The 24975-nt window shown below is 59.0% G+C and carries 28 protein-coding genes and 2 pseudogenes; 19 read left to right on the top strand and 11 right to left on the bottom strand.

The features are described from left to right. Positions 1–57 precede the first annotated feature (57 nt). The 6 genes and pseudogenes from GS605_RS11555 to GS605_RS21060 all read left to right on the top strand — a co-directional run. The gene (locus GS605_RS11555; RefSeq protein WP_171724079.1) at positions 58–1500 is read left to right on the top strand and encodes an aldehyde dehydrogenase family protein; all 1443 of its coding nucleotides are present in this window, start codon (positions 58–60) and stop codon (positions 1498–1500) included. After that, a complete protein-coding gene (locus tag GS605_RS11550; RefSeq protein ID WP_171635536.1) occupies positions 1500–2474 on the top strand; it encodes a membrane dipeptidase in 975 nt (324 codons plus the stop codon). The genes GS605_RS11555 and GS605_RS11550 overlap by 1 nt, the downstream gene beginning before the upstream one ends. Before the next feature lie 4 nt (positions 2475–2478). Further along, positions 2479–4167 (top strand): hypothetical protein, encoded by a 1689-nt coding sequence (locus GS605_RS11545; RefSeq protein ID WP_171724078.1) that lies wholly within the window; start codon positions 2479–2481, stop codon positions 4165–4167. Further along, entirely contained in the window at positions 4164–4793 is a 630-nt protein-coding gene (locus GS605_RS11540; RefSeq protein WP_171724077.1) for a DUF3726 domain-containing protein, read from the top strand. Before GS605_RS11545 ends, GS605_RS11540 begins: the two co-directional genes overlap by 4 nt. Before the next feature lie 11 nt (positions 4794–4804). After that, a complete protein-coding gene (locus tag GS605_RS11535) occupies positions 4805–5821 on the top strand; it encodes an Ldh family oxidoreductase (RefSeq protein ID WP_171724076.1) in 1017 nt (338 codons plus the stop codon). 96 nt (positions 5822–5917) lie between these two features. Next, positions 5918–6119, top strand: a pseudogene (locus GS605_RS21060) (IS5/IS1182 family transposase); the annotation flags it as partial. 551 nt (positions 6120–6670) lie between these two features. Here the strand turns inward: GS605_RS21060 and GS605_RS11530 are convergent. Together GS605_RS11530 and GS605_RS11525 are read right to left on the bottom strand one after the other, a co-directional pair. After that, complete coding sequence (locus tag GS605_RS11530; protein WP_171635528.1) at positions 6671–7606, bottom strand: mechanosensitive ion channel family protein; 936 nt, start codon at positions 7604–7606, stop codon at positions 6671–6673. Between the two features lie 55 nt (positions 7607–7661). Beyond that, positions 7662–8477 carry a response regulator gene (locus GS605_RS11525; RefSeq protein WP_171635526.1) on the bottom strand — a complete coding sequence of 272 codons (816 nt, stop codon included), beginning with the start codon at positions 8475–8477 and terminating at the stop codon, positions 7662–7664. 57 nt (positions 8478–8534) lie between these two features. Here GS605_RS11525 and GS605_RS11520 point away from each other — a divergent pair, with 57 nt between their 5' ends. The 4 genes from GS605_RS11520 to GS605_RS11505 are packed head-to-tail and all read left to right on the top strand — an operon-like array spanning position 8535 to position 12538. Next, on the top strand, positions 8535–8759 hold the full coding sequence (locus GS605_RS11520) for a NepR family anti-sigma factor (RefSeq protein ID WP_245218085.1): 225 nt from the start codon (positions 8535–8537) through the stop codon (positions 8757–8759). Further along, a complete protein-coding gene (locus GS605_RS11515) occupies positions 8752–9297 on the top strand; it encodes an RNA polymerase sigma factor (RefSeq protein WP_171635524.1) in 546 nt (181 codons plus the stop codon). Before GS605_RS11520 ends, GS605_RS11515 begins: the two co-directional genes overlap by 8 nt. Before the next feature lie 6 nt (positions 9298–9303). Further along, positions 9304–11064: a sensor histidine kinase gene (locus GS605_RS11510; protein ID WP_171724075.1), complete on the top strand. Its 1761-nt coding sequence runs from the start codon at positions 9304–9306 to the stop codon at positions 11062–11064. After that, positions 11042–12538: a phospholipase D family protein gene (locus GS605_RS11505; protein WP_171724074.1), complete on the top strand. Its 1497-nt coding sequence runs from the start codon at positions 11042–11044 to the stop codon at positions 12536–12538. The genes GS605_RS11510 and GS605_RS11505 overlap by 23 nt, the downstream gene beginning before the upstream one ends. On the opposite strand, the gene GS605_RS11500 is transcribed toward GS605_RS11505, so the two are convergent. From GS605_RS11500 to GS605_RS11485, 4 genes are read right to left on the bottom strand one after another with little or no spacing between them, the layout of a single operon-like run. Next, positions 12535–13536, bottom strand: a complete 1002-nt coding sequence (locus GS605_RS11500) for an AI-2E family transporter (RefSeq protein ID WP_171635518.1) — start codon at positions 13534–13536, stop codon at positions 12535–12537. The two genes, GS605_RS11505 and GS605_RS11500, sit on opposite strands and share 4 nt — an antisense overlap. Positions 13537–13545: 9 nt before the next feature. Beyond that, a complete protein-coding gene (locus tag GS605_RS11495) occupies positions 13546–14307 on the bottom strand; it encodes a DUF883 family protein (protein ID WP_171724073.1) in 762 nt (253 codons plus the stop codon). Next, entirely contained in the window at positions 14300–14698 is a 399-nt protein-coding gene (locus GS605_RS11490) for a phage holin family protein (protein ID WP_171724072.1), read from the bottom strand. Before GS605_RS11490 ends, GS605_RS11495 begins: the two co-directional genes overlap by 8 nt. Then, the gene (locus GS605_RS11485) at positions 14691–15200 is read right to left on the bottom strand and encodes a hypothetical protein (protein WP_171724071.1); all 510 of its coding nucleotides are present in this window, start codon (positions 15198–15200) and stop codon (positions 14691–14693) included. The genes GS605_RS11490 and GS605_RS11485 overlap by 8 nt, the downstream gene beginning before the upstream one ends. Positions 15201–15411: 211 nt before the next feature. On the opposite strand from GS605_RS11485, the gene GS605_RS11480 reads away from it, so the two are divergent. From GS605_RS11480 to GS605_RS11470, 3 genes are all read left to right on the top strand, one after another. Further along, positions 15412–15609 carry a CsbD family protein gene (locus GS605_RS11480; protein WP_171116905.1) on the top strand — a complete coding sequence of 66 codons (198 nt, stop codon included), beginning with the start codon at positions 15412–15414 and terminating at the stop codon, positions 15607–15609. Positions 15610–15703: 94 nt separating this feature from the next. Continuing rightward, positions 15704–16324, top strand: coding sequence for a PRC-barrel domain-containing protein (locus GS605_RS11475; protein ID WP_171724070.1), 621 nt, complete (start codon positions 15704–15706; stop codon positions 16322–16324). 156 nt (positions 16325–16480) lie between these two features. Next, a complete protein-coding gene (locus GS605_RS11470; protein WP_171635506.1) occupies positions 16481–17050 on the top strand; it encodes a PRC-barrel domain-containing protein in 570 nt (189 codons plus the stop codon). 87 nt (positions 17051–17137) lie between these two features. Here the strand turns inward: GS605_RS11470 and GS605_RS11465 are convergent, their stop codons facing one another. After that, entirely contained in the window at positions 17138–17887 is a 750-nt protein-coding gene (locus GS605_RS11465; RefSeq protein WP_171635504.1) for a Crp/Fnr family transcriptional regulator, read from the bottom strand. A gap of 63 nt (positions 17888–17950) precedes the next feature. On the opposite strand from GS605_RS11465, the gene GS605_RS11460 reads away from it, so the two are divergent. Next, entirely contained in the window at positions 17951–18349 is a 399-nt protein-coding gene (locus tag GS605_RS11460; protein ID WP_171724069.1) for a hypothetical protein, read from the top strand. 93 nt (positions 18350–18442) lie between these two features. On the opposite strand, the gene GS605_RS11455 is transcribed toward GS605_RS11460, so the two are convergent. Then, on the bottom strand, positions 18443–18634 hold the full coding sequence (locus GS605_RS11455) for a PLDc N-terminal domain-containing protein (protein WP_171172676.1): 192 nt from the start codon (positions 18632–18634) through the stop codon (positions 18443–18445). A gap of 187 nt (positions 18635–18821) precedes the next feature. Here GS605_RS11455 and GS605_RS11450 point away from each other — a divergent pair, with 187 nt between their 5' ends. Further along, positions 18822–19676 (top strand): formate/nitrite transporter family protein, encoded by an 855-nt coding sequence (locus tag GS605_RS11450; protein ID WP_171724068.1) that lies wholly within the window; start codon positions 18822–18824, stop codon positions 19674–19676. Positions 19677–19842: 166 nt separating this feature from the next. On the opposite strand, the gene GS605_RS11445 is transcribed toward GS605_RS11450, so the two are convergent. Continuing rightward, on the bottom strand, positions 19843–20127 hold the full coding sequence (locus tag GS605_RS11445; RefSeq protein ID WP_171635497.1) for a hypothetical protein: 285 nt from the start codon (positions 20125–20127) through the stop codon (positions 19843–19845). Between the two features lie 123 nt (positions 20128–20250). Here GS605_RS11445 and GS605_RS11440 point away from each other — a divergent pair, with 123 nt between their 5' ends. The 4 genes from GS605_RS11440 to GS605_RS11425 all read left to right on the top strand — a co-directional run bounded on the left by GS605_RS11440 (position 20251) and on the right by GS605_RS11425 (position 23159). Continuing rightward, on the top strand, positions 20251–20412 hold the full coding sequence (locus GS605_RS11440) for a DUF1328 domain-containing protein (RefSeq protein WP_093961673.1): 162 nt from the start codon (positions 20251–20253) through the stop codon (positions 20410–20412). 51 nt (positions 20413–20463) lie between these two features. Continuing rightward, the gene (locus GS605_RS11435; RefSeq protein ID WP_171724067.1) at positions 20464–22089 is read left to right on the top strand and encodes an acetolactate synthase large subunit; all 1626 of its coding nucleotides are present in this window, start codon (positions 20464–20466) and stop codon (positions 22087–22089) included. A 70-nt stretch (positions 22090–22159) separates the two neighbouring features. After that, positions 22160–22660, top strand: coding sequence for a Dps family protein (locus GS605_RS11430; RefSeq protein WP_171724066.1), 501 nt, complete (start codon positions 22160–22162; stop codon positions 22658–22660). Between the two features lie 124 nt (positions 22661–22784). Further along, positions 22785–23159: a YidH family protein gene (locus GS605_RS11425; RefSeq protein WP_171635494.1), complete on the top strand. Its 375-nt coding sequence runs from the start codon at positions 22785–22787 to the stop codon at positions 23157–23159. 62 nt (positions 23160–23221) lie between these two features. Here GS605_RS11425 and GS605_RS11420 read toward each other — a convergent pair. After that, a pseudogene (locus GS605_RS11420) lies at positions 23222–23732 on the bottom strand (integrase core domain-containing protein); the annotation flags it as partial. After that, the gene (locus GS605_RS11415; RefSeq protein ID WP_171724065.1) at positions 23677–24747 is read right to left on the bottom strand and encodes an AAA family ATPase; all 1071 of its coding nucleotides are present in this window, start codon (positions 24745–24747) and stop codon (positions 23677–23679) included. The gene GS605_RS11415 and the pseudogene GS605_RS11420, both read right to left, overlap by 56 nt. Positions 24748–24975: the final 228 nt, after the last annotated feature.

The following is a 24975-nucleotide window of genomic DNA, read 5'->3' as shown; positions in this document are numbered from 1 at the left end:
TGTCGTCAGCAAGTTCCATTCTTTCGCAAACTGAAATTTGCGAATTTGGGGCCTGACGTGACCAAACTGAATCTGATTGCCGGCGAATGGCTGGCTGGCGAAAGCGAAATCGAAAACCGCAACCCATCGGATCTGAGCGATCTGGTCGGCATGTTCACACAAGCCAGCGCCGACCAGCTTGAGGCGACCCTGGATCAGGCGCGCGTCGCGCAGGCCGAATGGGCCGCCTACGGGCTCGAGCGCAAACAGGCCGTCCTGAACGCCATCGGCAACGAGTTGATGGCCCGCGCCGAAGAGCTGGGTACTTTGCTGAGCCGTGAAGAAGGCAAGCCGCTGGCCGAGGGCAAAGGCGAGGTTTACCGCGCCGGTCAGTTCTTCACTTACTATGCGGCCGAATGCCTGCGACAGATCGGTGAGAACGCCGATTCCGTGCGCCCCGATATCGAGGTGGACGTGCGCCGCGAAGCTGTTGGCGTGGTTGCCATCATCAGCCCATGGAACTTCCCCACTGCAACCGCCTCGTGGAAGATTGCCCCGGCGCTGTGCTATGGCAACGCGGTTGTGTGGAAGCCCGCCAACATCACCCCTGCCTCGGCCGTGGCCCTGACCGAAATCATCGAACGGCAGGATATCCCGAAAGGTCTGTTCAGCCTGGTGATGGGCTCGGGCCGTTCCATCGGTCAGCGGCTGGTGGAAAGCCCCAAGGTCAATGCGATTTCCTTCACCGGGTCTGTGCCCGTGGGCAAAGGCATCGCCGCCGCCGCGATCCAGAACCTGACCAAGGTGCAGATGGAAATGGGGTCCAAAAACGCGCTGGCCGTGATGGACGACGCCGATCTGGATCTGGCGGTAACTCTGGCGCTGGGCGGGGCCTTTGGCGGCACCGGTCAGAAATGCACTGCCTCGTCGCGGCTGGTGGTTCACGCGGGCATCCATGATGCCTTTGTCGAGAAACTGGTTGCCGGTGCGCAGGCAATGAAAGTGGGTCACGCGCTGGAAGCGGGCGTGCAGATGGGCCCCGTCGTCAGCCAGCAGCAGTTGAATGAAAACCTCGCCTATGTCGAACTGGGCAAATCCGAAGGGGCCGAGCTGGCCTGTGGCGGTCAGCGCCTGGAGATGCCCCATGACGGTTTCTACATGTCGCCGGGCGTGTTCCTGAACACCACCAACGACATGCGCATCAACCGCGAAGAAATGTTTGCGCCCCTGACCAGCGTCATCAAGGTCGGCAGCTATGACGAGGCGCTGAGCGTTGTGAACGACACCAATTTCGGCCTGACCTCGGGCATAGTGACCAAATCGCTGGCCCGCGCCACCCATTTCCGCCGCAACGCGCGCACCGGTGTTGTGACGGTGAACCTGCCCACCGCTGGCACCGATTACCACGTGCCTTTCGGTGGCCGCGGCGACAGCTCGTACGGACCCCGCGAACAGGGAAAGGCGGCGGCTGAATTCTACACGACCGTCAAAACCGCCTATATCAGCGCAGGCCCTGTCTGATGCGGATCGACGGCCTGCAATATGCCAACTGGTCGGAAAAGATCTTTCGCCAGTTGCGCGAAGGGGGCGTGGATGCGATCCACGTCACCATCGCGTATCATGAGAATTTCCGCGAAACGGTACTGAATTTCGAGAAATGGAACCGCTGGTTCGAGCAATACCCGGATCTGATCATGAAAGGCCGGTGGGCCAGCGATATCGACACGGCCCGTAATACGGACCGAACCGCCGTGTTTTTCGGGTTTCAGAACCCGTCGCCCATTGAAGACGATATCGGGCTGGTCGAAATCCTGCACGATCTGGGCGCGCGGTTCATGCAACTGACCTACAACAACCAATCCCTGCTGGCGACAGGTTGCTACGAGGCCGAAGACACCGGCATCACCCGCATGGGCAAGCAGGTCATCAAAGAGATGAACCGCGTGGGCCTTGTGGTAGACATGAGCCATTCGGCAGACCGTTCCACGATCGAGGCGGCTGAAATCTCGGACCGGCCCATCGCGATTACACACGCCAATCCGCACGAATGGTCCCCGGCCCTGCGCAACAAGCGGGATGACGTCATCCGTGCGGTAACGGAAAAAGGTGGGATGCTGGGCTTTTCGGTCTACCCTCACCATCTGAAAAACAAGTCCGATTGCACGCTGGAAAGCTTTTGCGAAATGATCGCACGCACTGCTGACAAACACGGGGCCGAACATCTGGGGATTGGCACTGACTTGTGTCAGGATCAGCCCGACAGCGTCGTGGAATGGATGCGTGTGGGGCGTTGGACAAAAGAGATCGACTATGGCGAAGGCTCGGCCTCGGCTCCGGGATTCCCACCGATGCCGGGTTGGTTTCAGGACAACCGAGACTTTGGCAACATCGAAGAAGGGTTACGCGCGACCGGCCTGAACGATGACGAAGTGGCCGGGATCATGGGCGGGAACTGGTATCGGTTCTTTGCCGAGAACTTCGTCCCACAAAGGTAACCAAATGGAACCACACGCGCAGACAGAGATCGCCAGACGTGACCCATCCACGGTCATGCGGCTGTCACGTTTGGGATCGTTGCACCAATGTCGGCTCAGCTTTATGCGGCAGCTGACGCGTCGCATGGCCGAGGAAAACTGGAGCTTTTCGCGCCCCGCGTTCGAAATTGACAACAAGGGTGTGGGCCATGCGGTCTATACTGCGCAAGGCCCCGATCGGGCTTATTCGCTGGTCGCTTTTGCCCATGACCTGCCACCCGATCAACGATCGGACCGGGTGATTGCCGAGGCCTGGGATGCCACCTTTACCTTGTTTGACGGCATTCCAACGTCAGAGGATATCGACCGTCTGTCGCAGAATGTTCCGTTGCAAGAAGCCGGACGCGTCAGCGAAGCCGAACTGTCCCTGTCGCGGGCGAACCGTTCCGTGCGGCTTTGGGCTCATGTGGTGGATCAGCTTGCTGCGGGGCGGCAACCCGACCTCGAACAGATCTACAAGGTCGGCTATCTGATGCGGACCACGGCCGTTTATGGTTCGGGCAAATTCGGCGCGGCGGACCGCGAAAAGACAGCCGGCCGGGCCGAAGTCAGCGGTCCGTTCCAGATCGAGATGCTGTCGGTCTATCTGACCCGCGCCTTTGTGCGCGATCTGGTGCAGCACATGGCGCGGGTCAAAGGCCAAGACCAGACCGCAGAGCTTGATCCAGAAATCGCGCGCTGGCTGGGCATCGGGAATTCGACCGGCCTGGGTATGGCGCCGTTCATCGTCAATCACCCGGTGCTGTTCAACAACTGGATCATGGTGCGCGAGGAGGCGATCTCGCGCGTTCGGTCCATTGATGCGGCTTCGGAAGATGAAGCACATGTCTTTTGCGATGTCTTTGCACGCTGCAAACAGTCAATCGCCTGGTGGCGATCTGAACACCCGGTGCAGATGGAAAAGCTGGCGGCGCTGAATTCGGATCTGCAAGAAATCGAGAAATACCTGGCCAAGGATGATCTGACACAGGATCACCCCTGGAACCGACTGATCCTTTGGTCCGAAGCCGCGCTGACCGAAGAAGGTCAGGAGCTGCTGGCCTCTTTGATCCTTGAACCTTATGGCGCGCTTGTTGACGGGCTTGCGAGCTGCATGGCAGACACCGACGCCTCTGCACAGGTGATTGATGGGACCATGCCGGTATCAGCGGTGCGCGCTTTGATCCGGAACAGTTTTGACTGGGCTTTGAACCTTGATTGGGCCGCCGCCGAAAACTGCGCGCGGGCCTGGTACGTATCCGAAGAAAAGCTGGAACCCCGACTGGGCGAGCGGTTCGAGGAGCCGATCTCGGATTATGAACAACCTCTTGCACCGGCGCGGGATGCAACCTTGGCTTTCGAAGCGTTGCAGAACTGGCCTGATGACGCTCCGATAGCAGAGTTTCTGTTGCGCCATCCGGAACACCGCCACAGCGTGCGCCGCGCGCAAATCAGCCGTATCGCTCCCTACGGTGAAATTCGAGACAACACGATCAGCGCGCAGGTGATGCCCATTGATATGCTGCGCGCCAAGCTGTCCTTCTTTGGGGCGACGCATTTCGACCCGCGTTCGGATCGGTGGGTGCGTATCTGCATGTATGCGGGCGCGCCCTACCCGGAAGAGCTGAACACCGCGAACGCCGATCTTTGGGTTTATCCGGAGGTTGTGCAATGACCTTCTCGTTGAACGAAGTGGAAGCCACCGCCAAACGCGCAACCCGTGGGGCTGGATATGCCTGGGGTGTGGCGGAGGAGGCCGCGAAAGCAACCCGATGGCTGTGCGTCCAGGGGTTTGACGGGCCTGCGATCCTGTCCCAGTTGCTTGAGCTAGAATTTGCGCCGCACCTGGAACATCACATCCCAGCGGCCCGGGACGGCATGTGGGCCGGCGCCCGGGATCTGTGCCCCCTTATGACCGGATCGGCGCTATCAGATTGCCCGGACGCCCTGTCGCAAGGCAAAGTTCTGATTTCCAATGTTGCCGCACCTCTTCTGTTGCTGCCCTTTGTCGCCACCATGGCGAAAAAGCGGAAATCGACTGTGGAAATCACTTTGGACGGGGTTTCCGCGACCACTGATGGTGTCCATCTCAGCTGTGAAGATTTCGGAATGGACAAGGCAAACCGCGTAGGGATAACCGAAACCGGCCGCAACAGACCCACCCGTTCCTTGCACAGCCGCGCTGAACCGGATCCGGGGGCGTGGCAATTCCTCAACACTGTGGCGCATCGCACCTATGCCCCCGCAACTGAAGAATCCCGGCTGCTTGGCGCTGGTGCAGGCTTGTCAGACAACGATTGAAGGACCACCCGATGACCGAAACCAGAACCCTCTCGCTTGCCGAAATCGAAGAGCTGTCATTCAATGCGCTGGTTGCCGCCGGCACAAGCGAAGAAAACGCGCGCCCTCTGGCTGTTGCCACAGCCGCGACCGAAGCGGACGGCGTGGCCAGCCATGGGCTGGCGTATATCCCGATCTATTGCGAGCATGTTCAATGCGGCAAGGTGGACGGTCACGCAAAACCGGCCCTTGAAACCCCGCGTCCGGGCCTCATCCGCGTCGATGCCAAAACCGGGTTTGCACATTCGGCCATCGATCTGGGTTTCGAGGCGCTGATCCCTGCGGCACGGGAACAGGGCATCGCCGCATTGGCGATTACAAACAGCTACAATTGCGGTGTGCTGGGCTATCACACGTATCGGCTGGCCCAGGCAGGGCTGGTCGGATTGGGGTTCACCAATGCGCCAGCATCCATCGCACCCTCGGGCGGATCGAAACCTGTTGTTGGGACCAATCCGTTCTCGATCGCTGCACCGGGTACGGATGGTCAACCCGCGCTGCTGATAGATCAAAGCGCCAGCACCATCGCCAAAAGCGAAGTGATGAAGCATGCAAGAGAAGGCAAGGCCATTCCTGTCGGATGGGCGCTGGACGCTGACGGCAACCCGACAACCGACCCTGACGTTGGTTTGAAAGGCAGCATGGCCCCCTCGGGCGGCTACAAGGGCGTGGGTGTTGCTTTGCTGACCGAAGTCATGGCCGCTGCCCTTACCGGATCGACACTTGGGTTGAACGCATCGCCTTTTTCCGGAACGGCCGGTGGCCCCCCGAAGACAGGGCAGTTCTTCATTGCGATTGATCCCGTGGCGTCCTCTGCAGGTTTGTTTTCAAATGCCATGGCAACTCTGGTTGAGTCGATCAGATCTCAGGACGGCGCGCATCTGCCCGGTGATGGCCGCCGCAAGAGCCGGCTTTCGTCAAGCGAAGCGGGTGTCGCAGTGAACTCCGCAACCCTGTCAAAGATTGAAGCGATTTTGGGCTCCGGCTAGGCGACGGCCTCACCTTCCATTCGGTGCAGTGACCAATTGGCGGCAATCCCCAAAATTGCGCTGGACAATTCAGTCAAAGGATTTGCCTGTCTCTGATTTACAGGCGCGTTGATAGGCAACGGGATACGCGCCTGTATCCCGGGCCGCAAAAAGCGCAAGTCGCGTGTGAAATCCGATATGCGGCGATCCGTGCCGCGCGAAAACGTTCGGCAGACAAAAAGACTGGCAGCGCGTTGAAACCCGACAAGACCGATGTCTCACGGTCTTTCTATCGGCTGTCGTGACGTGTTGGCGTTGAAACACAACTGGGCCAGACCCAAATCGCCGCTCGCTGCACGACCCAAGAACCTGTGATTCTCGCTGCCATTCGCTGCGCATGCTGCCAAGGACAGCCAAAGCAGCGATTTTGCGGAGTATCCGGCACCTGGCGGTCGTTGCGCAAAAAAGTTGCAAAACGGCCCGTTTGATTGCCTGCAGCAAGCCACATTGCGGCTCTACTGCAGGCTCTGCCTCTCAACTTTCCAGGAAATCGGATATGACTGTAGCGGCCTGTTTCAATTTCGGAGCAAAAAGGGGCGCGCTCCAAAACCCGGTCAGTATTGAATGCTCATTGACAGGCTTTGCGACGAGAGTTCCTTCTCAACGACCCTGGTCTCGTCGATCACGCAAGTAGCAGTTTTTTCACCAGATACATCCAGTCTCACATAGTAAGTTCATGGCCATCCCATTTTGTTGTTTCAGTCGCTGCAATCATTGCAGCGTCCCAGCCGATGATCGCATCTCAATTGCTCAAAACGCTACATCTGTCCGATGAGCTCTGGCTTCAGACCCCAGGTTCAACAGTCAAGGTTATTCTGCCGCGATCGCCTTCTCTTGCCGTCTCTCGACGTCTTCGATCAGCAGCGTGCGGGTTGGGAACGGAATATTGATATCGGCTTCGTCCAGCGCCTCTTTGACTTTGCGCTTCATGTCCGCCTGGTATTGGAAGTAGTCCGAAGACTTGCACCACACGCGGACAAGAAAATCGACGCTGCTGCTGCCAAGATTGTTCACCTGGATGAACGGTTCGGGATCAGCCAGCGAACGGGCGTCCGACATGATCGTCTCGCGAATGACGCGCTCGGCCTCCGCCAAGTTGACGCCGTATCCAACGCCGAACGTCCACTCGGCACGACGGGTCTCGTAGACGGAATAGTTCTTGATGGTGTTTCCCCACACCTCGGCGTTGGGAACGATAACCTTGACGTTCCCCATATCCGCAATTTCGGTGTAGTTCAGGGTGATATCTTTTACGGTTCCGAGCACGCCATTCACGTCAACGAAATCGCCGATCTTGAGCGGTCGGAACAGGATGATCATCACGCCGGCTGCAACGTTGGACAATGTGCCTTGCAGGGCAAGACCAATGGCCAAACCCGCGGCACCGATCAGCGCGATGATCGACGTCGTCTGCACCCCAAACGTATTCAGAATGAACAGCCCTGTAAACGCCAGGATCGTATAGCGCGCCAGATTGCCAAGAAAGTTGAAAAGCGTGTCGTCCAGACGTTCCGAGTTTTCACCGACGCCCCGGATCTTCCGGCCGACATATCTTGAAATCACAATCCCAAGAACCAATAGAATCAGCGCCGCGATCGCGTTCGCGACGAGGCCAAGAAGGGCCTCGAGCGTCAGCAGGTCGCTCAGCGATTTCCCGTCATACAGCTCGGTATTCAGAACTTGTGACAGTTTGGCCCAAACGGTGTTCGTCACGGTCTCTGCGGTCTGTGCAATCTCGTTTTCCATGGTGTTCCTCGTGTTTCATCGCCTGAGTTTTTTCTTGCAGCGCGGTCCTGCCGCGTCAGACCTCGATCACGGCGCTAGAGGCAAAGAACATGGCCTGGCTGACGGCCGATTTGACCTGTTCTTCGGTGTAGGGTTTGGAAATCAAAAAGGCCGGTTCGGGCCCTTTGCCCGTCAGTAGGCGCTCGGGGAAGGCGGTGATGAAAATGACGGGGCAATCGCCGTGCTGGGCAATGATGCGGTTCACGGCATCGATTCCGCTGGACTTGTCCGCCAGTTGAATGTCCGACAGGATCAGGTCGAACGGCTCGCGCTCGGCCAAGTCAATGGCGGCCGTCTCGGTGCGTGCGACCCCTGTGACCCGGTGGCCCAGGTCGGTCACCATCGTTTCAAGATCCATCGCGATGATTGCTTCATCTTCGATGATCAAAATGCGCCCAGAAGTGTGGCGGGCCATTTCCTCGTAGGCGATATCGATCAGCTTCTGAGCCTCGGCGGGTTCTATCTGCATGATTGCGGCGATATCGCTGACCGAGAACTCTTCGACCGTGCGCAGCAGCAAGGCCTCGCGCGTATTGGGCGTCAGGCGTGCCAACTGGGCGTGAGCGCGCGATTGAATGTCAGAACTGCCGCCATCGGCGTCAACGGGCATTCCCGACGTTGACCAGATACCGTGAAAAACACGAAACAGCGCGACCCGCGGCGCGAGATCGGCATCGAACTGGGCGGGATCTGCAAGGATCGCTTCAAGCGATGCAGCGGCGTAGGCGTCGCCACTGTCCTGTGAGCCGGTGAGGGCACGGGCATAACGGCGCAGAAACGGCAAGAGCGGGCCAATTTTATCTGCGACGGAAACTCCGGTCAGCTCGGTCATCTATGTTTTCCTCATTTTTTTCTCTAAACTCGGGAACCAAACGCATACTGGGGCGTTATGGTTCCAGCAAAAGTAAAAATTTTTGATGATGCCATGACAAAACCACAGCCAAGCCGAAGCCATCGGCAAGAAATAGAGCAAAGGATCGACGAGAACCTCAAGCGGGCTTTCGATGAGGTAGCCAACGAACCGGTTCCGGATCGATTCGTCGATCTTCTTGAAAAACTTCGCAATCAGACCAGTGTTCCCAAAAGCGGTGACACGGGAGGCTCGGATGGTTGATCCGCGAGAAGAGCTTGTCGAACATATTGGTGCGATGCGTGCCTTTGCGATCAGCCTGTGCCGAAACGGGGCCACGGCCGATGACATCGTGCAGGATGCATTGATCAAGGCATGGAGCAATATCGACTCGTTCCAGGAAGGCACCAACATGCGGGCGTGGTTGTTCACCATCGTCCGGAACACCTATTTTTCGTTGCACCGCAAGCGCAAGCGCGAAGTCGAGGATGTGGATGGCGCCATGGCCGAGAGCCTGTCGCAAAAGCCCGACCATGACGGACGGCTGGCGTTGAAGGATTTTGCGGTTGCATTTGACCAACTGACGGATGAACAGCGCGAAGCGTTGGTGCTGGTCGGTGCACAAGGGTTTTCCTATGAGGAAGCTGCCGAGATGTGTGGCGTCGCCCTTGGAACGATCAAAAGCCGGGTGAACCGGGCCCGCGCGCAACTGGCCGAACTGATGGGTTTGGAAGATGACGAACCCATCGAATTGACTGATGCGGTGACGGCGGCGATCGTTCAGACGCAACCGGCGGCCTGACGATCGATGGGTGCGAAACCGCGCAGCCTGACCGTCTATCTTGCCGCGCTGGTCACCCTGGCGCTTTTGCCTTTGGGGCTGATTGCGGTATTGCAGACACGCGCTGTGATTACCGAGGCCGACGAAAGATCTCGGGCCTCGGTTTTGGCGCGCACGATCGAAGCTGCCACCCGCGAACGGGAGCTTCTGCAGAAAGCTGTTGGTGCCAGTTCGGGACTTACAGCCGCGCTTGCGGAGGGAAGCCTGGACAATGCCGCTTGTTCGGACCTCATGCGCCGGTTCGTTGAACGCCAGCCAGAGTTCGTATTTGCCGGATTCATCCAGCCAAATGGGATTATGGCCTGCTCGACCGTCGAGAAGGACATCGATTTGTCGGACGCGCCCGGTTTCGGGCAGATCTCGGAAAATCCGCAGCTTACTTTTTCTGTCAGTCGTGCCGGGGCGGCGACAGGGCAATCAGTGATCATCGTAACCCAGCCGGTCATGAACAGGACCGAGCTTATGGGGTTCGTCTCCATCTCGATACCTCATGCGCTGGCGCGCACGCCCATGGATGTTGGCAACATTGGTAGTGACGTGGTCATCGCCCTGTTCGACGCGACCGGAGAAGTGCTGTCATCAAATGTGGGCTTGGATGAGGTCAAACCATTCCTACCGCCCGCGAAAGAAAACCTGTTGGTTCTGTCCAGTTCCGGCAAAACATTTTCGGCTAAAACGGCCGACGGAGAGGATCGGGTTTTTGCAGTTGCCAGCATCATTCCGGGCGAAGTCGCCGTGATTGGCAGTTGGCCACGCGAGGCGGCGCTGGCCTCTGTCGGTGCAGGCAGCACTGCCCTGACCATTGCTTTTCCGATCCTGATGTGGGTGACCGGTCTGGGAGTTGCCTTGTGGGGCCTGCATCGATTGGTGATCCGGCATCTCGACAGCTTGCGTTCGGCCGTGCGTCGTTTCGCGTTGGGCGAGCGCGACCCGATTGAAAGCCTCGCAGGCGCCCCGCAGGAGTTTCAGCAAATACAGACTGCATTCAACCGCATGGTCTTGTTGATCCGCGAGGCTGAGGCGCAGCACGAACGCGACCTTGTCGAAAAAACGCTCTTGTTGCGCGAGGTACACCATCGCGTCAAAAACAATCTTCAACTGATCGCTTCGATCATGAACATGCATTTGCGCAAGGCCGAAACCACCGAGGCCCGGCGCTTGCTGGAACAGTTGCAGCGTCGGGTTCGCGGCCTGGCCATGGTGCACCAGAGCTTGAACCAGAACTCGCAGATGACGACGATCAACACCGAGGCACTGATCGGACATTTGGTCGCCGAACTGGCGCATCGACCGCCAATTCTGGGTCAGGTGGTCGAGGTTGACTGCCGGATCGCGCCTGTCGAACTGGGGCAGGATCAGGCAGTCACGCTGTCGATGCTGGTGGCCGAGGCACTGACGAACGCGGTCAAATACGTAGGCGTTCCGCAGAACGGACCGCCGACAATTTCGGTGGAATTGACCCGACCCGAGGAGAACACCCTGCACCTGAAAATCTTCAACACGCGCGGGCAGACAGACGACGGTGCGGATATGTTCCATAGCGGCGGGATCGGTCAGCGGCTGATGCAGGCCTTCCTCCGCCAATTGGACGGTTCCGAAGACATAACCGAGACGTCATCGCATTATGTGTATGAGGTGACGTTCGAAATCTCCGAAGTAGAAGCGGATAGCGAACCACAGTCCATTGCGGATGAGAGAAGCGGTGATGCCCGTGCCGCAGCAGAATGACTTTGAGGTCCTGATCACGGCCGAGCAAGCCTGGCCCGCCTTGGAAAAAGCGGTTCTTGAGGCCCGGCACCAGATCAAGGCAAGTTTTCGGATATTCGATTTCATGACACGGCTGCGCAGCGACGAGGCGCGCCAGATTGGGGAAACCTGGTTTGACCTGATCGAGCATGTCATTCGCAAGGGTGTAACGTTTCATTTGGTCATCAGCGATTTCGATCCGATCTTCGCGACCGAGTTGCACGAGCTGAGCTGGCGCACGAAACGGCAGGCGGTTGCGCTGGCGGAAATCCTGGGTCAAGAAATCGCCTCGCGCTTGACCGTTCGCGTGTCCATGCACCCGGCGCAGGCTGGCGCATTGCCGTGGGCCGCGCTGTTGCCGGCGGTTCTTCGGAAAAAGGCGCAGCGGATTCAGAAGCTGTCCCGCGAACGACGCGAACGGCAGGCAGTACGGCTGGGGTCGGACACGTTACCCCGGCTTCACACCGTGTCGCACCATCAGAAAGTCGCCGTGATCGACAATGAGATCTGCTACCTCGGCGGATTGGACTTGAACGAAAGGCGCTTTGACACACCGGATCACGATCGTCTGGCCAAAAACACCTGGTCAGACGTTCAGTTGCTTGTCCGCGGACCCGAGGCCGCCGAGGCCGCGCGCCATATCGACCGGTTCGAACATGAAATCGCAACCGGACAATCGGACCCTCAGGCAACCCACCTGCGCCGCACCCTGTCCAGCCCGCGCCGGTTTGCGTTCTGGCGGCTGTCGCCAAAGACCATCGCGCATGAGATCGAGGATGAGCACATAGCCGCCTTTCAAGCCGCGCGGCAACTTCTGCACATCGAGACCCAGTATTTCAGATCGACTCGATTGGCCGAGGCTCTGGCTGAGGCGGGCCTTAACAAGCAGGACCTGAAACTGGTGCTTGTTCTGCCAGCTTTACCCGAGGAAGTGGCCTTTGGCGGGCATGACGGACTGGACGCGCAATTCGGGTTGGACCTTCAAGCCAAATGCCTGGAGATCATCCAGCAGGGGTTCCAAGACCGTGTATCGCTTTCGACCCCGGTCCAGCCGATTTCCGCAAGCGGGGCCGATGACCGCGCCGAGGTTCTGAGCGGGTCTCCGATAATTCACGTTCACAACAAAGTTCTGGTGGTGGATGACAATCATGCCTTGGTCGGGTCCGCCAACCTGAACGGACGGTCTTTGCGGTGGGACACAGAAGTCGCCCTTCGGGTCACCGACCGGCAGCGGGTGGCGGTTCTGCGGCAAGCCTTGGTGGACCATTGGTGGTTCTCGGATGATCTGAGCAAACAGATCGAGCCCGATGCCATGTTCGCGTGGTGGGGGCGAGAGATTCAGGCCAACGGTGTGCGGCGCCCCGAAGCGCGCAGCGGCTTCCTCGTCCCGCATGACGCCGACGTTGCGCGCGACATGCGGCAACCGCTGCCCGGGATAACTGAAAACATCGTCTAGCTGGTTGTGATCGGGCTCATGACCTTGGGGTTCATCAACACGCCGAACCACAGCAAGATCGGCAGCGCGACGATGGCGCCGACCGGCCCCCAAAGCCAAAGCCCAAAGATGATGGCGATGAACACGACCAGCGGATTCACCTGCAGACGTTGGCCGACGAAGGCGGGTGTTACGAATTGTGCTTCAGAAAGATTGATCGCCAGGAAAACCAGGGGAGGCAACAGGGCCGCGGCTCCACCGAACTGGGTTAAACCGGCGATCAGAAGGCCGGTCAGGATCATCAGCGGGCCGAGATACAGCACAAAATTCAGAAGGCCGGCGGCCACCCCCCAGATTACGGCGTCATTGATGCCGATCAGCCCCAAGGCCACAGCCGTAACAGTCCCAAGGCCGATATTGACCAACGTCACGGCAGCGAAATAGCGATAGACCGCGCGGTCAGCCAGATACAGGCGCTCTTTCAGGGGACCGGCTGCGGCATAGAGCTCGGGCCGGGTCAAAACGAAAAAGAACAGCGTGCCGATGAAAATCAGGATCTTTGATCCGAAATTGGGCGCCAGCCACAAGGCATCCATCACTGACGGAAGGGCGGACTCCGTTTCCGCTGCCCCATCGGCGCCGACGGTTTCCTCGATCTCGCGTCCAAGCGTTTCGATGCCCCGAATGAACTCGGACATCGCGGCGACCCAAGAGCGCAACTCGCGTTTGATGGCGGGCAACTGTTCGACCAGCGTGGACAGCAACGGTTCAAGCAGAAGGAACGCCGCGACGATGACGGTGCTGGTCACGAACAGCAGTGCCGAGGCGGATATCACACGCGGGCAACCGACCTTCTCAAGCTTGTCGGCAAGCGGGGCGACCACGACCCCCAAAACCAAAGCGAATGTGATCGGAGCGACGATGGACCGGGCCAGGTACAAAGCGGTGATGCTGGCGATCCCGGTCAGGATCGCCAGCATTGCACGCAAGGCCGATGGAGAGCTGAAAGCAGTTGGCATGGGCGCGCTTCACTGACTGCGCAAAGCGCCAGAGGCCCGATCTGCCGCGTCATCCAGCCGTACATTGGCCGCGGCATGCAGCTTGTCCAGTTCTTCGTTCAAAACCTTTTGGGCGTGACGCATCAGCTGATCGCGCCGATGGCCCAGCAGCTCGTCCTCTTTGCGAGTGTTGGGCAGCAGAGCGCCAGCCAGAATACCTACGCCCAGCGCCAATGCGCCGGCCGCCAGCGGCTGATCATGGACGAAGGTCTGCGAGGCCTTCGCCGCCTTCCGCGCACGCTTCTCGACCGCTTGCTGCGCACCGATTGCGGCCTTGCGCGCTTCGATCACACGGGCACGGGCTTGGGGTGAGAGCTTGTCCAGACCACGTTCCAAGGCGGCGGACAACACGCTAGCAGATTGGCTGATTTCAGTCATTCCTGTCATCTCCTGTTTCATGCGGCTGTCAGCGTCGGCGACACGCCGGTCAAACCCGTCGAAGGCCTGCTGCGGAGGTACGGCTTGGGGCGGGGATTGAGTTATTTTTGCGCCAGACCCGGGACCCGCAACCAAAAGGGCTGCTCCTGCACCGAGCAGAGCAAAGGCGGCCGGATTTTTTTGAGCCGTGGACCGGAGTTGCGCACCGATCTGCCCGCCATAGGCTTCGAGCGTCGATTTCGCCTCGTCTGCCAGGCGTGGCGGTGCCAGCGTATCCGACAGAGCATTCAGCGAGCGTGCAAGAGCGCTGCGTTCGTATGCGATCTGCGTTTCAAGAGGTGTCAGGTCAGACATGGGTCGACTCCTTCATCGCTTCGATGTCGCGCTGCAGGTTTTTCATGGTTTGCTCGGGGACCAGCGCGGTGGCGGACAGGCGGGACCGGCCAAAAAGCGCCAGGCACGCAGCAACCAGAACGAAACCCGCGCCAACGAGCAACGAGGCCATACCCACCGACAGTCCATTGGCGGCGACATACGCGACCAGGGCTGTGGCCATGAGGTTCAGCGCGATCATCAACAGGATCAGAGCAATGCCAATGCAGGCCAGCCCTAAGCCCGCTCGCGTCAGGTTTCGGGACAACTCCTCCTTGGCAAGCTTTACCTCAGCCTGAAGCAAACCCGACAGATGTTTGAGCGCGTTTGCCACAAGCCCCGGTGCAGATCGCAGATCGTTGGGGTTATGCATCGCGGCCACCATTCATCCGCGCCAGCGCGCTGGTGTGGCCCGACGTATCGACCGAGGTCCCATGCAGCAGCGACGGATCAATATCCCAAGGATCTGCACCAAAAGATGCGGACTGGGCCGCGCCCGTATTGCGCGCGCTCAGGAAACGGGCTGCAGCAAACCCGGCCAAGGCAGCCGATCCGACGAACAACAGCGGGTTTTCGCGGGCGAAATCAGACACCTTTCGGCTCATACTGGCCAAGTCGGCAGAGCGGACTTGCCCAGCCACAGCTTCCATGTTGTCCGCAATCCTCGACAAGACCTGATGCTGCACCGATTGGTCGGGAAATTCATCGGCAGCTGCGTCGGCTGCGTGAGCGGCGCTCTCAACCTCCTGCGCTGCGCTGTTCTTCAGCGATTCGGCCCGGGCCGAGGCCTCGGCGGTCACGGTGTCCTTGACCTTGCCGGCCAGATCCTGGGCATGGGCTTTTGCTTTCTCCGTGGTCTCGGTTCGACGTGGCATGGTTCGATCTCCTGTGTTGAGGTCTCTTTCCCCCAACGCATGGAAGGCGAGATTGTTCCCAAGACCAGTTCGAACACCACTGAAGACACAGTTCGGTATCTGCCCGAACCCCCATTTTTCGGGCCAACGCAGAAATATCGCCGGTGCCCGGAACCAGTTCGAGTTTGGTGCGTTTCACTGGCAGCGACGAAGCAATCGAAAGGAATTTACGATGAACTGGGACCAAATTCTTGGACGCTGGACCGAATTCAAAGGCAAGCTGATCGAGCGTTTCGGCGATTTGACCGATGATGAGATCGAGCAAGCCCGCGGCGATCGCGAGCAACTGGAAGGCATCATCCAAAAGAAATACGGAGATTCGAAAGAAGACGTTCGGGAAATCGTGGATCGCCTGATCAAGGACATGTAGCCCAAAGGTGGATGCCCATATTGTGTGTGGTGGCGTCAAATCGGTGGCGCCCCACGCACTCCCAAGATAGACCCCAAAGGTAATCTCCACCGCCATGAAACTGTCTGACCTCATCAATAAGCCCGTTGTCCCAGCTGGGACCGACCACGCGATTGGTCGCGTTTCCGATATCGCTATTAGCGCTGGGCAGACCGAGTTGGAGTACGTCTTGGTCAATTTGAGCGTGGCCGGAGGGAATGACCCGGTGGCTTTCACCGCCGATACGCTCGAACTTGGTGCAAGCGTGATAGAGTGCGCGTTTTCCCATCAGCAATTTCATCACCTTCGCCAGCGCAAAGAAGACGAAGATCCCCTTGCAGTGGACATCAAAGGCCTGCCGCCCCTGGTCGTAGGGCCGTTCGGCAACGCGATTGCGCCGGTTGTGATGGGGGCGGTCCTGAATGACGCTCTCCGCCAACGCCCGCAACCCACGCCACCTGGTAGCAACTTCCGATGGTTTACGAAGTTGCGGAGCAACCCCGTGTTTGACGCTACTGGTGAGTTGGGCAAATTAAAGGATATTGAGTTCGACCCTGACACCAAGGTTCTGCGGTTTCTCTTGATCGACGGGCGACCAGATATCCTGAGTTTTCCGTTCGCTGAGTTACGCAATATTCCCGACGACGAACACTACATGGTTCTGTCCACATCTTCCGATCCGCTGCACCCGGTCTGAAGGTCTGACCACGGCTTGTCAAACCGCGCAGTTGCGCGGTTTTTTTTCTTTTTAAAACAGATATTTTTGCACTTTTCTGGGAACAAGTCGCGGCGTCATTCGTTTGTTCAACAAGACCGCGGGAAATGCGGTCAGAACAGACCAAAGGAGTGAGCTATGAAACGTTTTCTGACCACAACTTCGATCGTTCTGGTGATGTCGGCATCGGCCTATGCAGAAAGCTCGAATGTCGAAGAAGTCGGCAAGAACCTGGAAGAGGCAGCCGAGGCAGCCGGTGATGCGCTGTCCAATACCGCGCAGGACATCAAGAACGCCGCCCGGAACACGGCGGAAGACGTCGACCAGGCAGCCGAAGCAACTGGTGAGTACATCAGCGAAAAAGCCGGACAGATGGCCGATGCAGTTGATCCAACCACCATCGACATCACGGGCTATGTCCCCGTTGCCCAAGGCACCATCCCGGCCAAAGATCTGACCGGCATGCGCGTCTATGACGTCTCGCAAGAGTGGATCGGTGAGATCGAAGAGGTTGTCGTTGACATGGACGGATCGGTTGATGGGGCCGTGATTGGCGTCGGCGGGTTCCTCGGCTTGGGGGAAAAGGATGTTCTGATCGATTTCTCGCGCGTGTCGCTGATGCGTGAAATCGATGGTGACACCACCTATGCCTTCGTTCATGCCGACAAGGAGATGCTGAAGGATATGCCGGCCTACGAAGGGTCGTAAACCGGCTCTTCAGTCGCAAAACTCGTGATCAAGCCGCCGGCCGATTTTTCGGTCGGCGGTTTTTCAATTCCTGTCCATCCGCCACGTTTAGATCAGCGGGCGCGGAACGGCTTCGGTGATTTCGACCAAGCCAAGCTCGGCCAGACCCTCAAGGTCGTTAATCTGCAGCACATTGTTGGACCACTCGGCCAAGCCGAGATCCTTCAGTCGGCGCAGGGTCTTGTTCGTGTGAACCAGAGACAAGCCCAACGCATCCGCAAGATCCTGCTGCCGGTAGGGCAGCGGACACCGCAAGCCTTTAGCCAATCCGACGGCCTGCGACCGTGTGTAAAACCGGTGCAGGCTCCACGCGATCTTCTCGATCGCGCCGCGCTGGCCAACGGTTGTCAGGGCGTCGCCCAGAAAATGCTCTTCGACGGCGGCCAGGAATGTCAGGTCAAAGGCGCGATCAGGCTGGTTCTGATATAATTCGAACAGCCGCGAGCGATTGAACACGCACAGCCGCATCGCGGTTGTCGCTTCGACGGAGTGCCGCATCTCGCCCATGACCCCAGCCTGCAGCCCGACGAGATCGCCTGGAAGCACAAAGCCGATGACCTGCCTGCGACCATTTTCCAGCGTTTTATAACGAACGCCCATCCCGCTCAGAACCGTGAACAGATGCGCGGATTTCGCACCCTCGATGAACAGTTGCGTTCCGGGTTCGGCCTGCATCTCGCCGGTTTTGAACCTCTGCATGAATCGCAGGTCGTCTTCCGAGAACGGCAGGAAGACGTCCATCTGCCTCAGCGGACAGTCCGCACATGCGATTAGAGAATTTTTTCGTTGCTGTGTCATAGTTTATTGCGGCGCTGTGGGATTGCCCTAGGGTGGCATCGAACAGATTTCAGGATGGTATTTATGGAAGCCTCTTCCCGCAGCGTAGCAGATGTTTTGATTGTTACGGAAAACTTTATCGAAGCAGCGGACATCAGTGACGCCATCCCCGGAGTTCCAACCGATCGCATTGTCCATATCCGCGAGCTGCACGCGGGCAGGCATTTCTGGCAGGAGCCCAAATTCGCCCCGGCCTTGAGCGTTCTGAGCTATCGCAGAAGTGAGACGTCATTTGACGCCGTCGCGCGGCTGTTGGCCGAGCGCGGCAGTGCGCTGTTGCTGTTGGACCCGTCCCCCGAGGTGCAAGCGCAATTTGAATGTGCGGCACTGATACGGCCTTTTACGGCCGCAGATCTTGCCCGCAAGATCGCAGCCATTGATTTTAGTGGGAACGGCTTGAAGATCGGTTCTGATCCTGGGTGAGACGGCGAAGGGTGCATTGTGCCCCCCAGATCCTTGAACCAAAAAAAGCGCGGCCGATGCCGCGCTTTTTTGTACCGACAATCTCCGCGCTGATCAGATCGCGCTGCGCGCTGCCTTCGGGCCAAAGATCAGCCAGCAGATGAAGCCGACGACCGGAAGCAACAGAACGAAAAGGACCCACAGGATTTTTGCACCGGTCGTCGCAGACGAGCCGATGATCGAGATAATGGCCCAGATCGACAAAACCAGGACGATCAGACCGCCAATGCCATACACTTCCACCATACCGAAGTTCCTTTCGAGTTACTTGTCGTTGTTCCTACAAGGACACAACGCGATAGGTGGCCAAAAGTTCCCGACAAAGATCTGGGTGTGATCCCAGCTCTCGCACGAGGCTTGAGGATTTTTGCGCCTAATGGAACCAAAACGACCGGCAGAACGTTGGGTTTGAAGGTCGATACAAGGGGTCAAAATGTCCAATACACACAACGCGCCGCGAAAAGATCTTGTCGAGAAAGAGAGCGAGCGCGAAGCGGTCGAAGAAGCGTCCGGCCTGTCTCCGCGCCTGATATTCGAGACCATCCGCCAAAACGGCGAGGAGGAACTGGACCGCCCGACCAAAGCGTTGTTCTGGTCCGGGATTGCCGCTGGAGTGCTGATCAGCTTTTCGGTGCTGGGTGAAGCGATCTTGCGGGCACATCTGCCCGAAACCAGCGGGCGCTTCCTGGTCGAGAACCTGGGCTATTCCCTCGGCTTTGTCCTGGTCATTTTGGGGCGGATGCAGTTGTTCACAGAGAACACGATAACGACCGTCGTTCCAGCCATGATAAATCCGTCCGTCGCGTGCTTCACCAAAACCGCCAGGCTGTGGGCAATCGTTCTGGGTTCCAATGTGCTGGGGGCGTTTGCGATATCTGCCTTCCTGATCCATACGCCGGTGTTGTCGCCCCAACTCGTCGCGGTCATCAACGACCTGAGCCACCACGCCACCGGCATGGGCGCCTGGGTTGGCTTTCTGCGCGGAATACCGGCGGGGATCCTGATTGCGGCGATCGTTTGGATGCTGCCTTCGGCACAGAACAACGAGGTGCTGGTCATCGTAATCTTCACTTGGATGATTGCGGCCGGTGACTTTACCCACGTCGTTGCCGGATCGGTGGAAATGGCGGTTCTGATGCTTCAGGGGCAGTTGCCACCAGGCGCAGCCGTTTTCAGCTTTTTCCTGCCCGTTCTGGCCGGCAACATCATCGGAGGAACCGCTGTCTTCACGATGCTGGCCTACGCCCAGATCAAACCCGAAATAGAAGAAGACCCAAAGCGCGGCTGAGGCGCTTTGGGCCTTTGGGATGGCGGGTTGGTTGGCGTGGCAGTGACGAATAGCGCTGTCAGCGATTCCTGATGAAGAACCAGATCAGTAGACCGGCCAAACCCAAGCCGAGCATGGCCGGCAATACGTACTCGATGCCCATATCGGTCGCGAAGTATCGCGTGTTCTAACCGCGGTCCGCCTTGCGCAACGCGAGGCCCAGCAGGACACCCACGCCCAACGCTCCGACCATAGCCAGACCCGGGTTCTCGCGCACGAATGCGGCACTTTTCTCGGATGTCAGTGTCAGCTGCTTTTGCGCCTCGTCGCGCGCCGTCTTCAACGTGTCACGCGTTGCGGTTACGCCATCTTCCAACGCTGATTTGGCCTCCTTGGCCACTTCTTCGATCCGCGCCGCCATCTCCACATGCGGAGTGTCCTGAGGGGCCTTTTTCGCCGTTTTCTGTGTCATGTCAGATCTCCTTTCATCGACCCAACGCGGGCGCTCGTCAAAGGTTCCACCAAAATGACCCGGAACCAATCTGGGGTTCCAAGCGTTAACCCGTCAGTAGCCACAGAAATGAAAGGAAATCCCATGTTGTCCTGGGCGCTGATCTTTTTCGCACTTGCTATCGTTGCTGGCATCTTCGGGTTTGGCGGCATCGCGTCGGCCTCGGCCGGTATTGCGCAGATCCTTTTCGTGATCTTTCTGGTCCTGTTCATCGGTTCGCTGATCTTGCGGCTGATCCGTGGGTGAGCCCCCGCGCATCCCCATTCCCTGAAACAGTACCCCGAGGTTCAAAGCTCTATGAAAGATGCCGTCCATACCCAAACCGCCGCCGAATTGCTGGTTGCCTGCCTGGAAGCCAACGGCGTGGCCTGTGCATTCGGTGTTCCGGGTGAGGAAACAACCGATCTGATCGCCGCAATCGACAAGTCGAGCATCGACTTCGTCCTGTGCCGGCACGAGCAATCGGCGGCGTTCATGGCATCGGTTCACGGGCGTTTGACGGGGAACCCTGCGGTATGCCTCTCGACACTTGGACCTGGGGCGACCAACCTTGTCACCGGTGTGGCTGACGCCACGCTTGACCATGTGCCGCTGATCGCCCTCACGGGACAGGGTGCGCGGTCCAGGCTGGGCCGCGAAAGCCATCAGATCATCGATCTCGAAGCACTCTTCGCGCCAGTCACCAAGTTGAGCCGAACGCTGATGGTCGCGGATGAAATTCCCCAAGTCGTTGCCGAGGCCGTGCGGTTGAGCAAGCTCGACAAGCCCGGTGCCGTCCATCTTTCCCTGCCCGAGGATCTGGCCGAGGTCCCGATTCTGGCCGAACCTTTCGTGGCGCCGCCGACAGCCGAGGTGCGGCCGGCGGCCGATGCGGTCATCCGTTCAGCGCGCCTGCTGGCCGAGGCGAAAAAGCCCTTGATTCTTGCAGGACACGGGGTGATCCGATCCGGCACGGCAAGCGACGTGCGGGCACTTTCAGAAAGCCTTTCCGCCCCGGTCGTCACGACATTCATGGCCAAAGGAGTTTTGCCGCCGGGGCACCCGCTCTCGCTGCATTCGGTCGGTCAACCGGGCAAAGAATTGGTGTCTGAAGCCTTCGACCTGTGCGATCTGATCATTGCCATCGGGTTTGACCCGGTTGAATATCCAACCTCGAACATCTCGATGGGCGGTAAGAAGCCGGTTCTCGAGATCTCGGACGTGGCCTCGGCGGTTGATGTGGACTGGCCGGTAAAGGCCGCTCTGACTGGGGATCTTCCGCACTGCATTGACGTTCTGGCGAAGGCCACCGCCGAACGCCCCGCGCAAAGCTGGTTCAAAAGTCTCCAGCAAAAGATTGACGCCTCGCTGGAAGGTGGGCCAACACCTTCCGATGCCGCCTGTGTCGCGCCGTCGAACATTTGTCAGGCGATTTCCGAAACGCTTCGCGAAGGCGACGTTCTGTTGTCCGGCGTAGGCCTGCACAAACTTTGGGTAGCCAGCAAGGTTCAAGCGCGCCGGGCGGGGCAAATCATCATTCCGAACGGCCTGGCCGGTATGGGCCTTGCGCTGCCCGGAGCGATCGAGGCTGCCCGCCTGTTGGACGAGGGTCGGGTAATCGCCGTTTGCGGTGATGGGGACTTCCTGATGAACGTTCAGGAGATGGAGACGGCGGCCCGGTTGTGCGCGCCCGTGACTGTTCTGATCTGGGAAGACAACGGCTATGGTCTGATCGACGAAAAACAACCAGGTGCGCGCGAGTTTTCCTTCGGCAACCCCGATTGGGAGTCACTGGCCCGATCCTTTGGCTGGGTCTATCACGACATCGAAAGCCACAGCAAACTTGCTCCTGCGCTGCAGGCGGCTGCCGACGTCGCCGTTCCGACTTTGCTGCGGGTATCGGTCGACTATTCGGCTGACGGCGGAATGCCCACTGTCACCTGATTTTTTTCGTCGAAAGTGGAACAACGCCAGGCTTTGGGCGTTTCTTCCCCAGTAGAAAAAAGGAGTTGTCATGACCGACGCATTGAACGTTGTCCCGAACGAAAACCCCGTTTCCACTGGCGTGCGCGACACCGCGCCCTTGGCCAAGGGTCTGGCTGATGTTCTGGCCGACACCTACCGGCTGACCTTCAAGACACATGCGTATCACTGGAACGTGGAAGGCCCGCTGTTCTATTCGATCCACAAGCTGACCGAAGAACAGTACGAAAACATGTTCGCCGCTGCTGATGAGATCGCGGAACGCATCCGCGCGCTGGGTCATCTGGCACCCTCGCGCATGTCCGACATCCTGGATTTCTCGGTCATCAAGGACCGCGAAGGGGACCTGACCGCCGCCGGCATGATCGAATATCTGGCTGCTGATCACGAGCGGGTGGCGCACCGCCTGCACGCCCTGACCGAGCTTGCAGGCAGCCGCAAAGACGTCGTGACTGAAGATCTGGCGACCGAACGTTCGGCATTTCACGAGCAGGCAGCTTGGATGCTGCGGGCGATCTCCAAATCAAGCTGACGCGGTGTCCGGGCGCGTTTGGCATTTCGAGATCCAACTGCGCGCGCTTAAGGTCTTGTGCAGGCTTGCCGAAAAATAGGCTAGCCTGCACATTCTGATCTGGTGACCAGTCCAAAGGGTGGCAATGTCTGATAAAAACACGAAAAGCCAAAACTTGGCCGAAGAGCGGACCGACTGGGCCGAAGACCGCACCATTTTGGCCAATGAGCGCACGTTTGCGGGTTGGATGAGAACCGGGATGGCATGCGTGGCCATCGCCCTTGGCCTCAAGGCCGTATTTTCCGCCGTCGAGCCCGAGTGGTTGGCGAAAGCCGCAGCCACTCTTTTTGGGTTGATCTCGCTGCTGATCTATTGGGGAGCGTGGATGAACGCCCGCCGCGTGTATTCCCGATTGGAAGCGCACAGCGCCCAACCGGCATCTCGCTTCCACTTGCAATTGGTTGTTGGAAGCCTGTCCCTCGGATCAATCGCATGTTGCCTTGTGTTGTGGCTTGTCTAAGTAAGGCACCTGGCGTGCCCCCGTCGGGTGGTCCGGTCTGATTGTTAGTTCATCGTCGGCCTCTAGTCCACCGGCGCGATGCATTCTGACGCGGGCGGACGGTAGCCCAGTGCACTGTGTCCTGACGGTATTGTAGTGGACACGCCATTGCTCGATCAGGAATCTGGCTTCCTTTAGGCTATAGAATAGCTCGCCGTTGAGCAGTTCATCGCGGAACCGTGCGATGAAGCTTTCGCAGAAGCCGTTTTCCCAAGGTGACCCCGGCTCGATGTAGGCCGTTTTGGCGCCGACGGCCGCGATCCAGTCCTGCACCTTCTGCGCAATGAACTCGGGGCCGTTGTCGGACCTGATGTGTTCCGGCGGTCCCCGCAGAATGAAAAGGTCCGTCAGCGCATCCAGCACGTCGGTCGAGTTGAGCTTGCGATCAACGCGGATCATCAGCGCCTCACTGGTGTATTCGTCGATGATGTTCAGGGTACGGTAGGCCCGCCCATCGGCGGTTCGATCTTGGACGTAATCATAGGACCAGACGTGGTTGGGCCGCTCTGGCCGAAGCCGAACGCACGACCCGTCTGCTGCCCGGCAGGGCATTGCGCAGCAATGTCCCGAGAGGGTTCAGCCAGAGTCCCCGCCGCGCGGCTTCGTTTATGGCGAAGTCCCTTAACTGCCCCGTGGTCAGGTCCGGCAGGTCCAGCACAACGCAGCGGCTCTGAAACGGTTCTGGCAGGCCCTGCCGGCTGTTCGCCGTCATCACCCAGTTGACCCAGGACATGTCCATCTTGACCTGGAAGAACGGGCATTCCCAGGTCGCCGCCGTCATCCGCTCCCGCAGCGGCAGCAGGGCGTCAGTCAGCGTGTGCCGCGTGCCTTTGTTGGAGTGGACCTCGTCGGCCTTTTCGATCTCGTCGATGATGACCAGCGGCCCGCCATGCCGGTTGTTCAGGACCGTGTTGACCAGTTTGCCCGCATGGGCGCTACCCCAGCCGCGCTGGGATCCGGTGAGCGCGAAGGACGCCGGCTTGCCCGTTGCATCAATATTAGTCGCAGGGACCTCCAGATGGTGGGCCAATCGCCGGGCCCAGAAGCTCTTGCCGATGCCGGGCGGGCCGTTCAGGATCAGCGGGGCGAAACGGACACCCGGCAGGCCCTCGCGTGTCGAGGCCCGCAACCCGTGCCAGACGGCTTCGGTGGCGGGCGCCATCCAGGGCATCTCAGCATGCAAGGCGGTCGCGATCTCGTCCGCCTCTTGTTCGGTGGTGATGCGGGTGACCGGCAGTCCGCCACGAATGGGCGTCAGCTTCGCGCGGTTCTCCTCGCTGAGGTGAGACAGACCAGACAGGGCGCCCAGCCGTTGCACGTAGCAGTTCGCGCGACGCCGGATCTTCCGCCGCTCGGCCTCATTCAGATAGTCGAAGAACTGGTCCATCTTGTCGCGGGCGCCTTCATCGTCACCGGTCTGCGCCGCCTGGCGTTGCCTGCGGAGGCCGCGCAGGAATGTTTTCAGGCGCCATTCGACCTCGTGCAGCGTCGGCAGGTCGTCTTCGAAACGCAGCGCATGAAATGGATTCGTGGTGGTGGCACGGGGCATCGCAGAATCCTTTCGAGGCGCGACGGGGCTTGCCGCGCCGTTGTCCACACCGCCGGGGCGGGCGGGGCTGATGGGTGTGAAAGGTTCCGGAACCTGTGAAACGATTAGGGAACAACTAACGTGCAGCGTGTCAACGCATCCTGGTTGGTTGCGCCATCGAACCCGGCCGGAATGAACGAACCGATCCACGACACACAAGTTGTTGAAAGAACTGCGCTAAAAGGAAGG

The organism is Ruegeria sp. HKCCD7559 (assembly GCF_013110575.1).
Classification (GTDB): Bacteria; Pseudomonadota; Alphaproteobacteria; order Rhodobacterales; family Rhodobacteraceae; genus Ruegeria.
This window is presented reverse-complemented; position numbering and strand designations above follow the sequence as displayed.

What these genes read in the sequence shown, in the direction of transcription:
- GS605_RS11550 (WP_171635536.1), top strand. Translation starts at nt 1,500, where the DNA reads ATGCGGATCGACGGCCTGCAATATGCCAACTGGTCGGAAAAGATCTTT.
- GS605_RS11545 (WP_171724078.1), top strand. Translation starts at nt 2,479, where the DNA reads ATGGAACCACACGCGCAGACAGAGATCGCCAGACGTGACCCATCCACG.
- GS605_RS11540 (WP_171724077.1), top strand. Translation starts at nt 4,164, where the DNA reads ATGACCTTCTCGTTGAACGAAGTGGAAGCCACCGCCAAACGCGCAACC.
- GS605_RS11535 (WP_171724076.1), top strand. Translation starts at nt 4,805, where the DNA reads ATGACCGAAACCAGAACCCTCTCGCTTGCCGAAATCGAAGAGCTGTCA.
- GS605_RS11530 (WP_171635528.1), bottom strand. Translation starts at nt 7,606, where the DNA reads ATGGAAAACGAGATTGCACAGACCGCAGAGACCGTGACGAACACCGTT.
- GS605_RS11525 (WP_171635526.1), bottom strand. Translation starts at nt 8,477, where the DNA reads ATGACCGAGCTGACCGGAGTTTCCGTCGCAGATAAAATTGGCCCGCTC.
- GS605_RS11520 (WP_245218085.1), top strand. Translation starts at nt 8,535, where the DNA reads ATGGTTCCAGCAAAAGTAAAAATTTTTGATGATGCCATGACAAAACCA.
- GS605_RS11515 (WP_171635524.1), top strand. Translation starts at nt 8,752, where the DNA reads ATGGTTGATCCGCGAGAAGAGCTTGTCGAACATATTGGTGCGATGCGT.
- GS605_RS11510 (WP_171724075.1), top strand. Translation starts at nt 9,304, where the DNA reads ATGGGTGCGAAACCGCGCAGCCTGACCGTCTATCTTGCCGCGCTGGTC.
- GS605_RS11505 (WP_171724074.1), top strand. Translation starts at nt 11,042, where the DNA reads ATGCCCGTGCCGCAGCAGAATGACTTTGAGGTCCTGATCACGGCCGAG.
- GS605_RS11500 (WP_171635518.1), bottom strand. Translation starts at nt 13,536, where the DNA reads ATGCCAACTGCTTTCAGCTCTCCATCGGCCTTGCGTGCAATGCTGGCG.
- GS605_RS11495 (WP_171724073.1), bottom strand. Translation starts at nt 14,307, where the DNA reads ATGTCTGACCTGACACCTCTTGAAACGCAGATCGCATACGAACGCAGC.
- GS605_RS11490 (WP_171724072.1), bottom strand. Translation starts at nt 14,698, where the DNA reads ATGCATAACCCCAACGATCTGCGATCTGCACCGGGGCTTGTGGCAAAC.
- GS605_RS11485 (WP_171724071.1), bottom strand. Translation starts at nt 15,200, where the DNA reads ATGCCACGTCGAACCGAGACCACGGAGAAAGCAAAAGCCCATGCCCAG.
- GS605_RS11480 (WP_171116905.1), top strand. Translation starts at nt 15,412, where the DNA reads ATGAACTGGGACCAAATTCTTGGACGCTGGACCGAATTCAAAGGCAAG.
- GS605_RS11475 (WP_171724070.1), top strand. Translation starts at nt 15,704, where the DNA reads ATGAAACTGTCTGACCTCATCAATAAGCCCGTTGTCCCAGCTGGGACC.
- GS605_RS11470 (WP_171635506.1), top strand. Translation starts at nt 16,481, where the DNA reads ATGAAACGTTTTCTGACCACAACTTCGATCGTTCTGGTGATGTCGGCA.
- GS605_RS11465 (WP_171635504.1), bottom strand. Translation starts at nt 17,887, where the DNA reads ATGACACAGCAACGAAAAAATTCTCTAATCGCATGTGCGGACTGTCCG.
- GS605_RS11460 (WP_171724069.1), top strand. Translation starts at nt 17,951, where the DNA reads ATGGAAGCCTCTTCCCGCAGCGTAGCAGATGTTTTGATTGTTACGGAA.
- GS605_RS11455 (WP_171172676.1), bottom strand. Translation starts at nt 18,634, where the DNA reads ATGGTGGAAGTGTATGGCATTGGCGGTCTGATCGTCCTGGTTTTGTCG.
- GS605_RS11450 (WP_171724068.1), top strand. Translation starts at nt 18,822, where the DNA reads ATGTCCAATACACACAACGCGCCGCGAAAAGATCTTGTCGAGAAAGAG.
- GS605_RS11445 (WP_171635497.1), bottom strand. Translation starts at nt 20,127, where the DNA reads ATGACACAGAAAACGGCGAAAAAGGCCCCTCAGGACACTCCGCATGTG.
- GS605_RS11440 (WP_093961673.1), top strand. Translation starts at nt 20,251, where the DNA reads ATGTTGTCCTGGGCGCTGATCTTTTTCGCACTTGCTATCGTTGCTGGC.
- GS605_RS11435 (WP_171724067.1), top strand. Translation starts at nt 20,464, where the DNA reads ATGAAAGATGCCGTCCATACCCAAACCGCCGCCGAATTGCTGGTTGCC.
- GS605_RS11430 (WP_171724066.1), top strand. Translation starts at nt 22,160, where the DNA reads ATGACCGACGCATTGAACGTTGTCCCGAACGAAAACCCCGTTTCCACT.
- GS605_RS11425 (WP_171635494.1), top strand. Translation starts at nt 22,785, where the DNA reads ATGTCTGATAAAAACACGAAAAGCCAAAACTTGGCCGAAGAGCGGACC.
- GS605_RS11415 (WP_171724065.1), bottom strand. Translation starts at nt 24,747, where the DNA reads ATGCCCCGTGCCACCACCACGAATCCATTTCATGCGCTGCGTTTCGAA.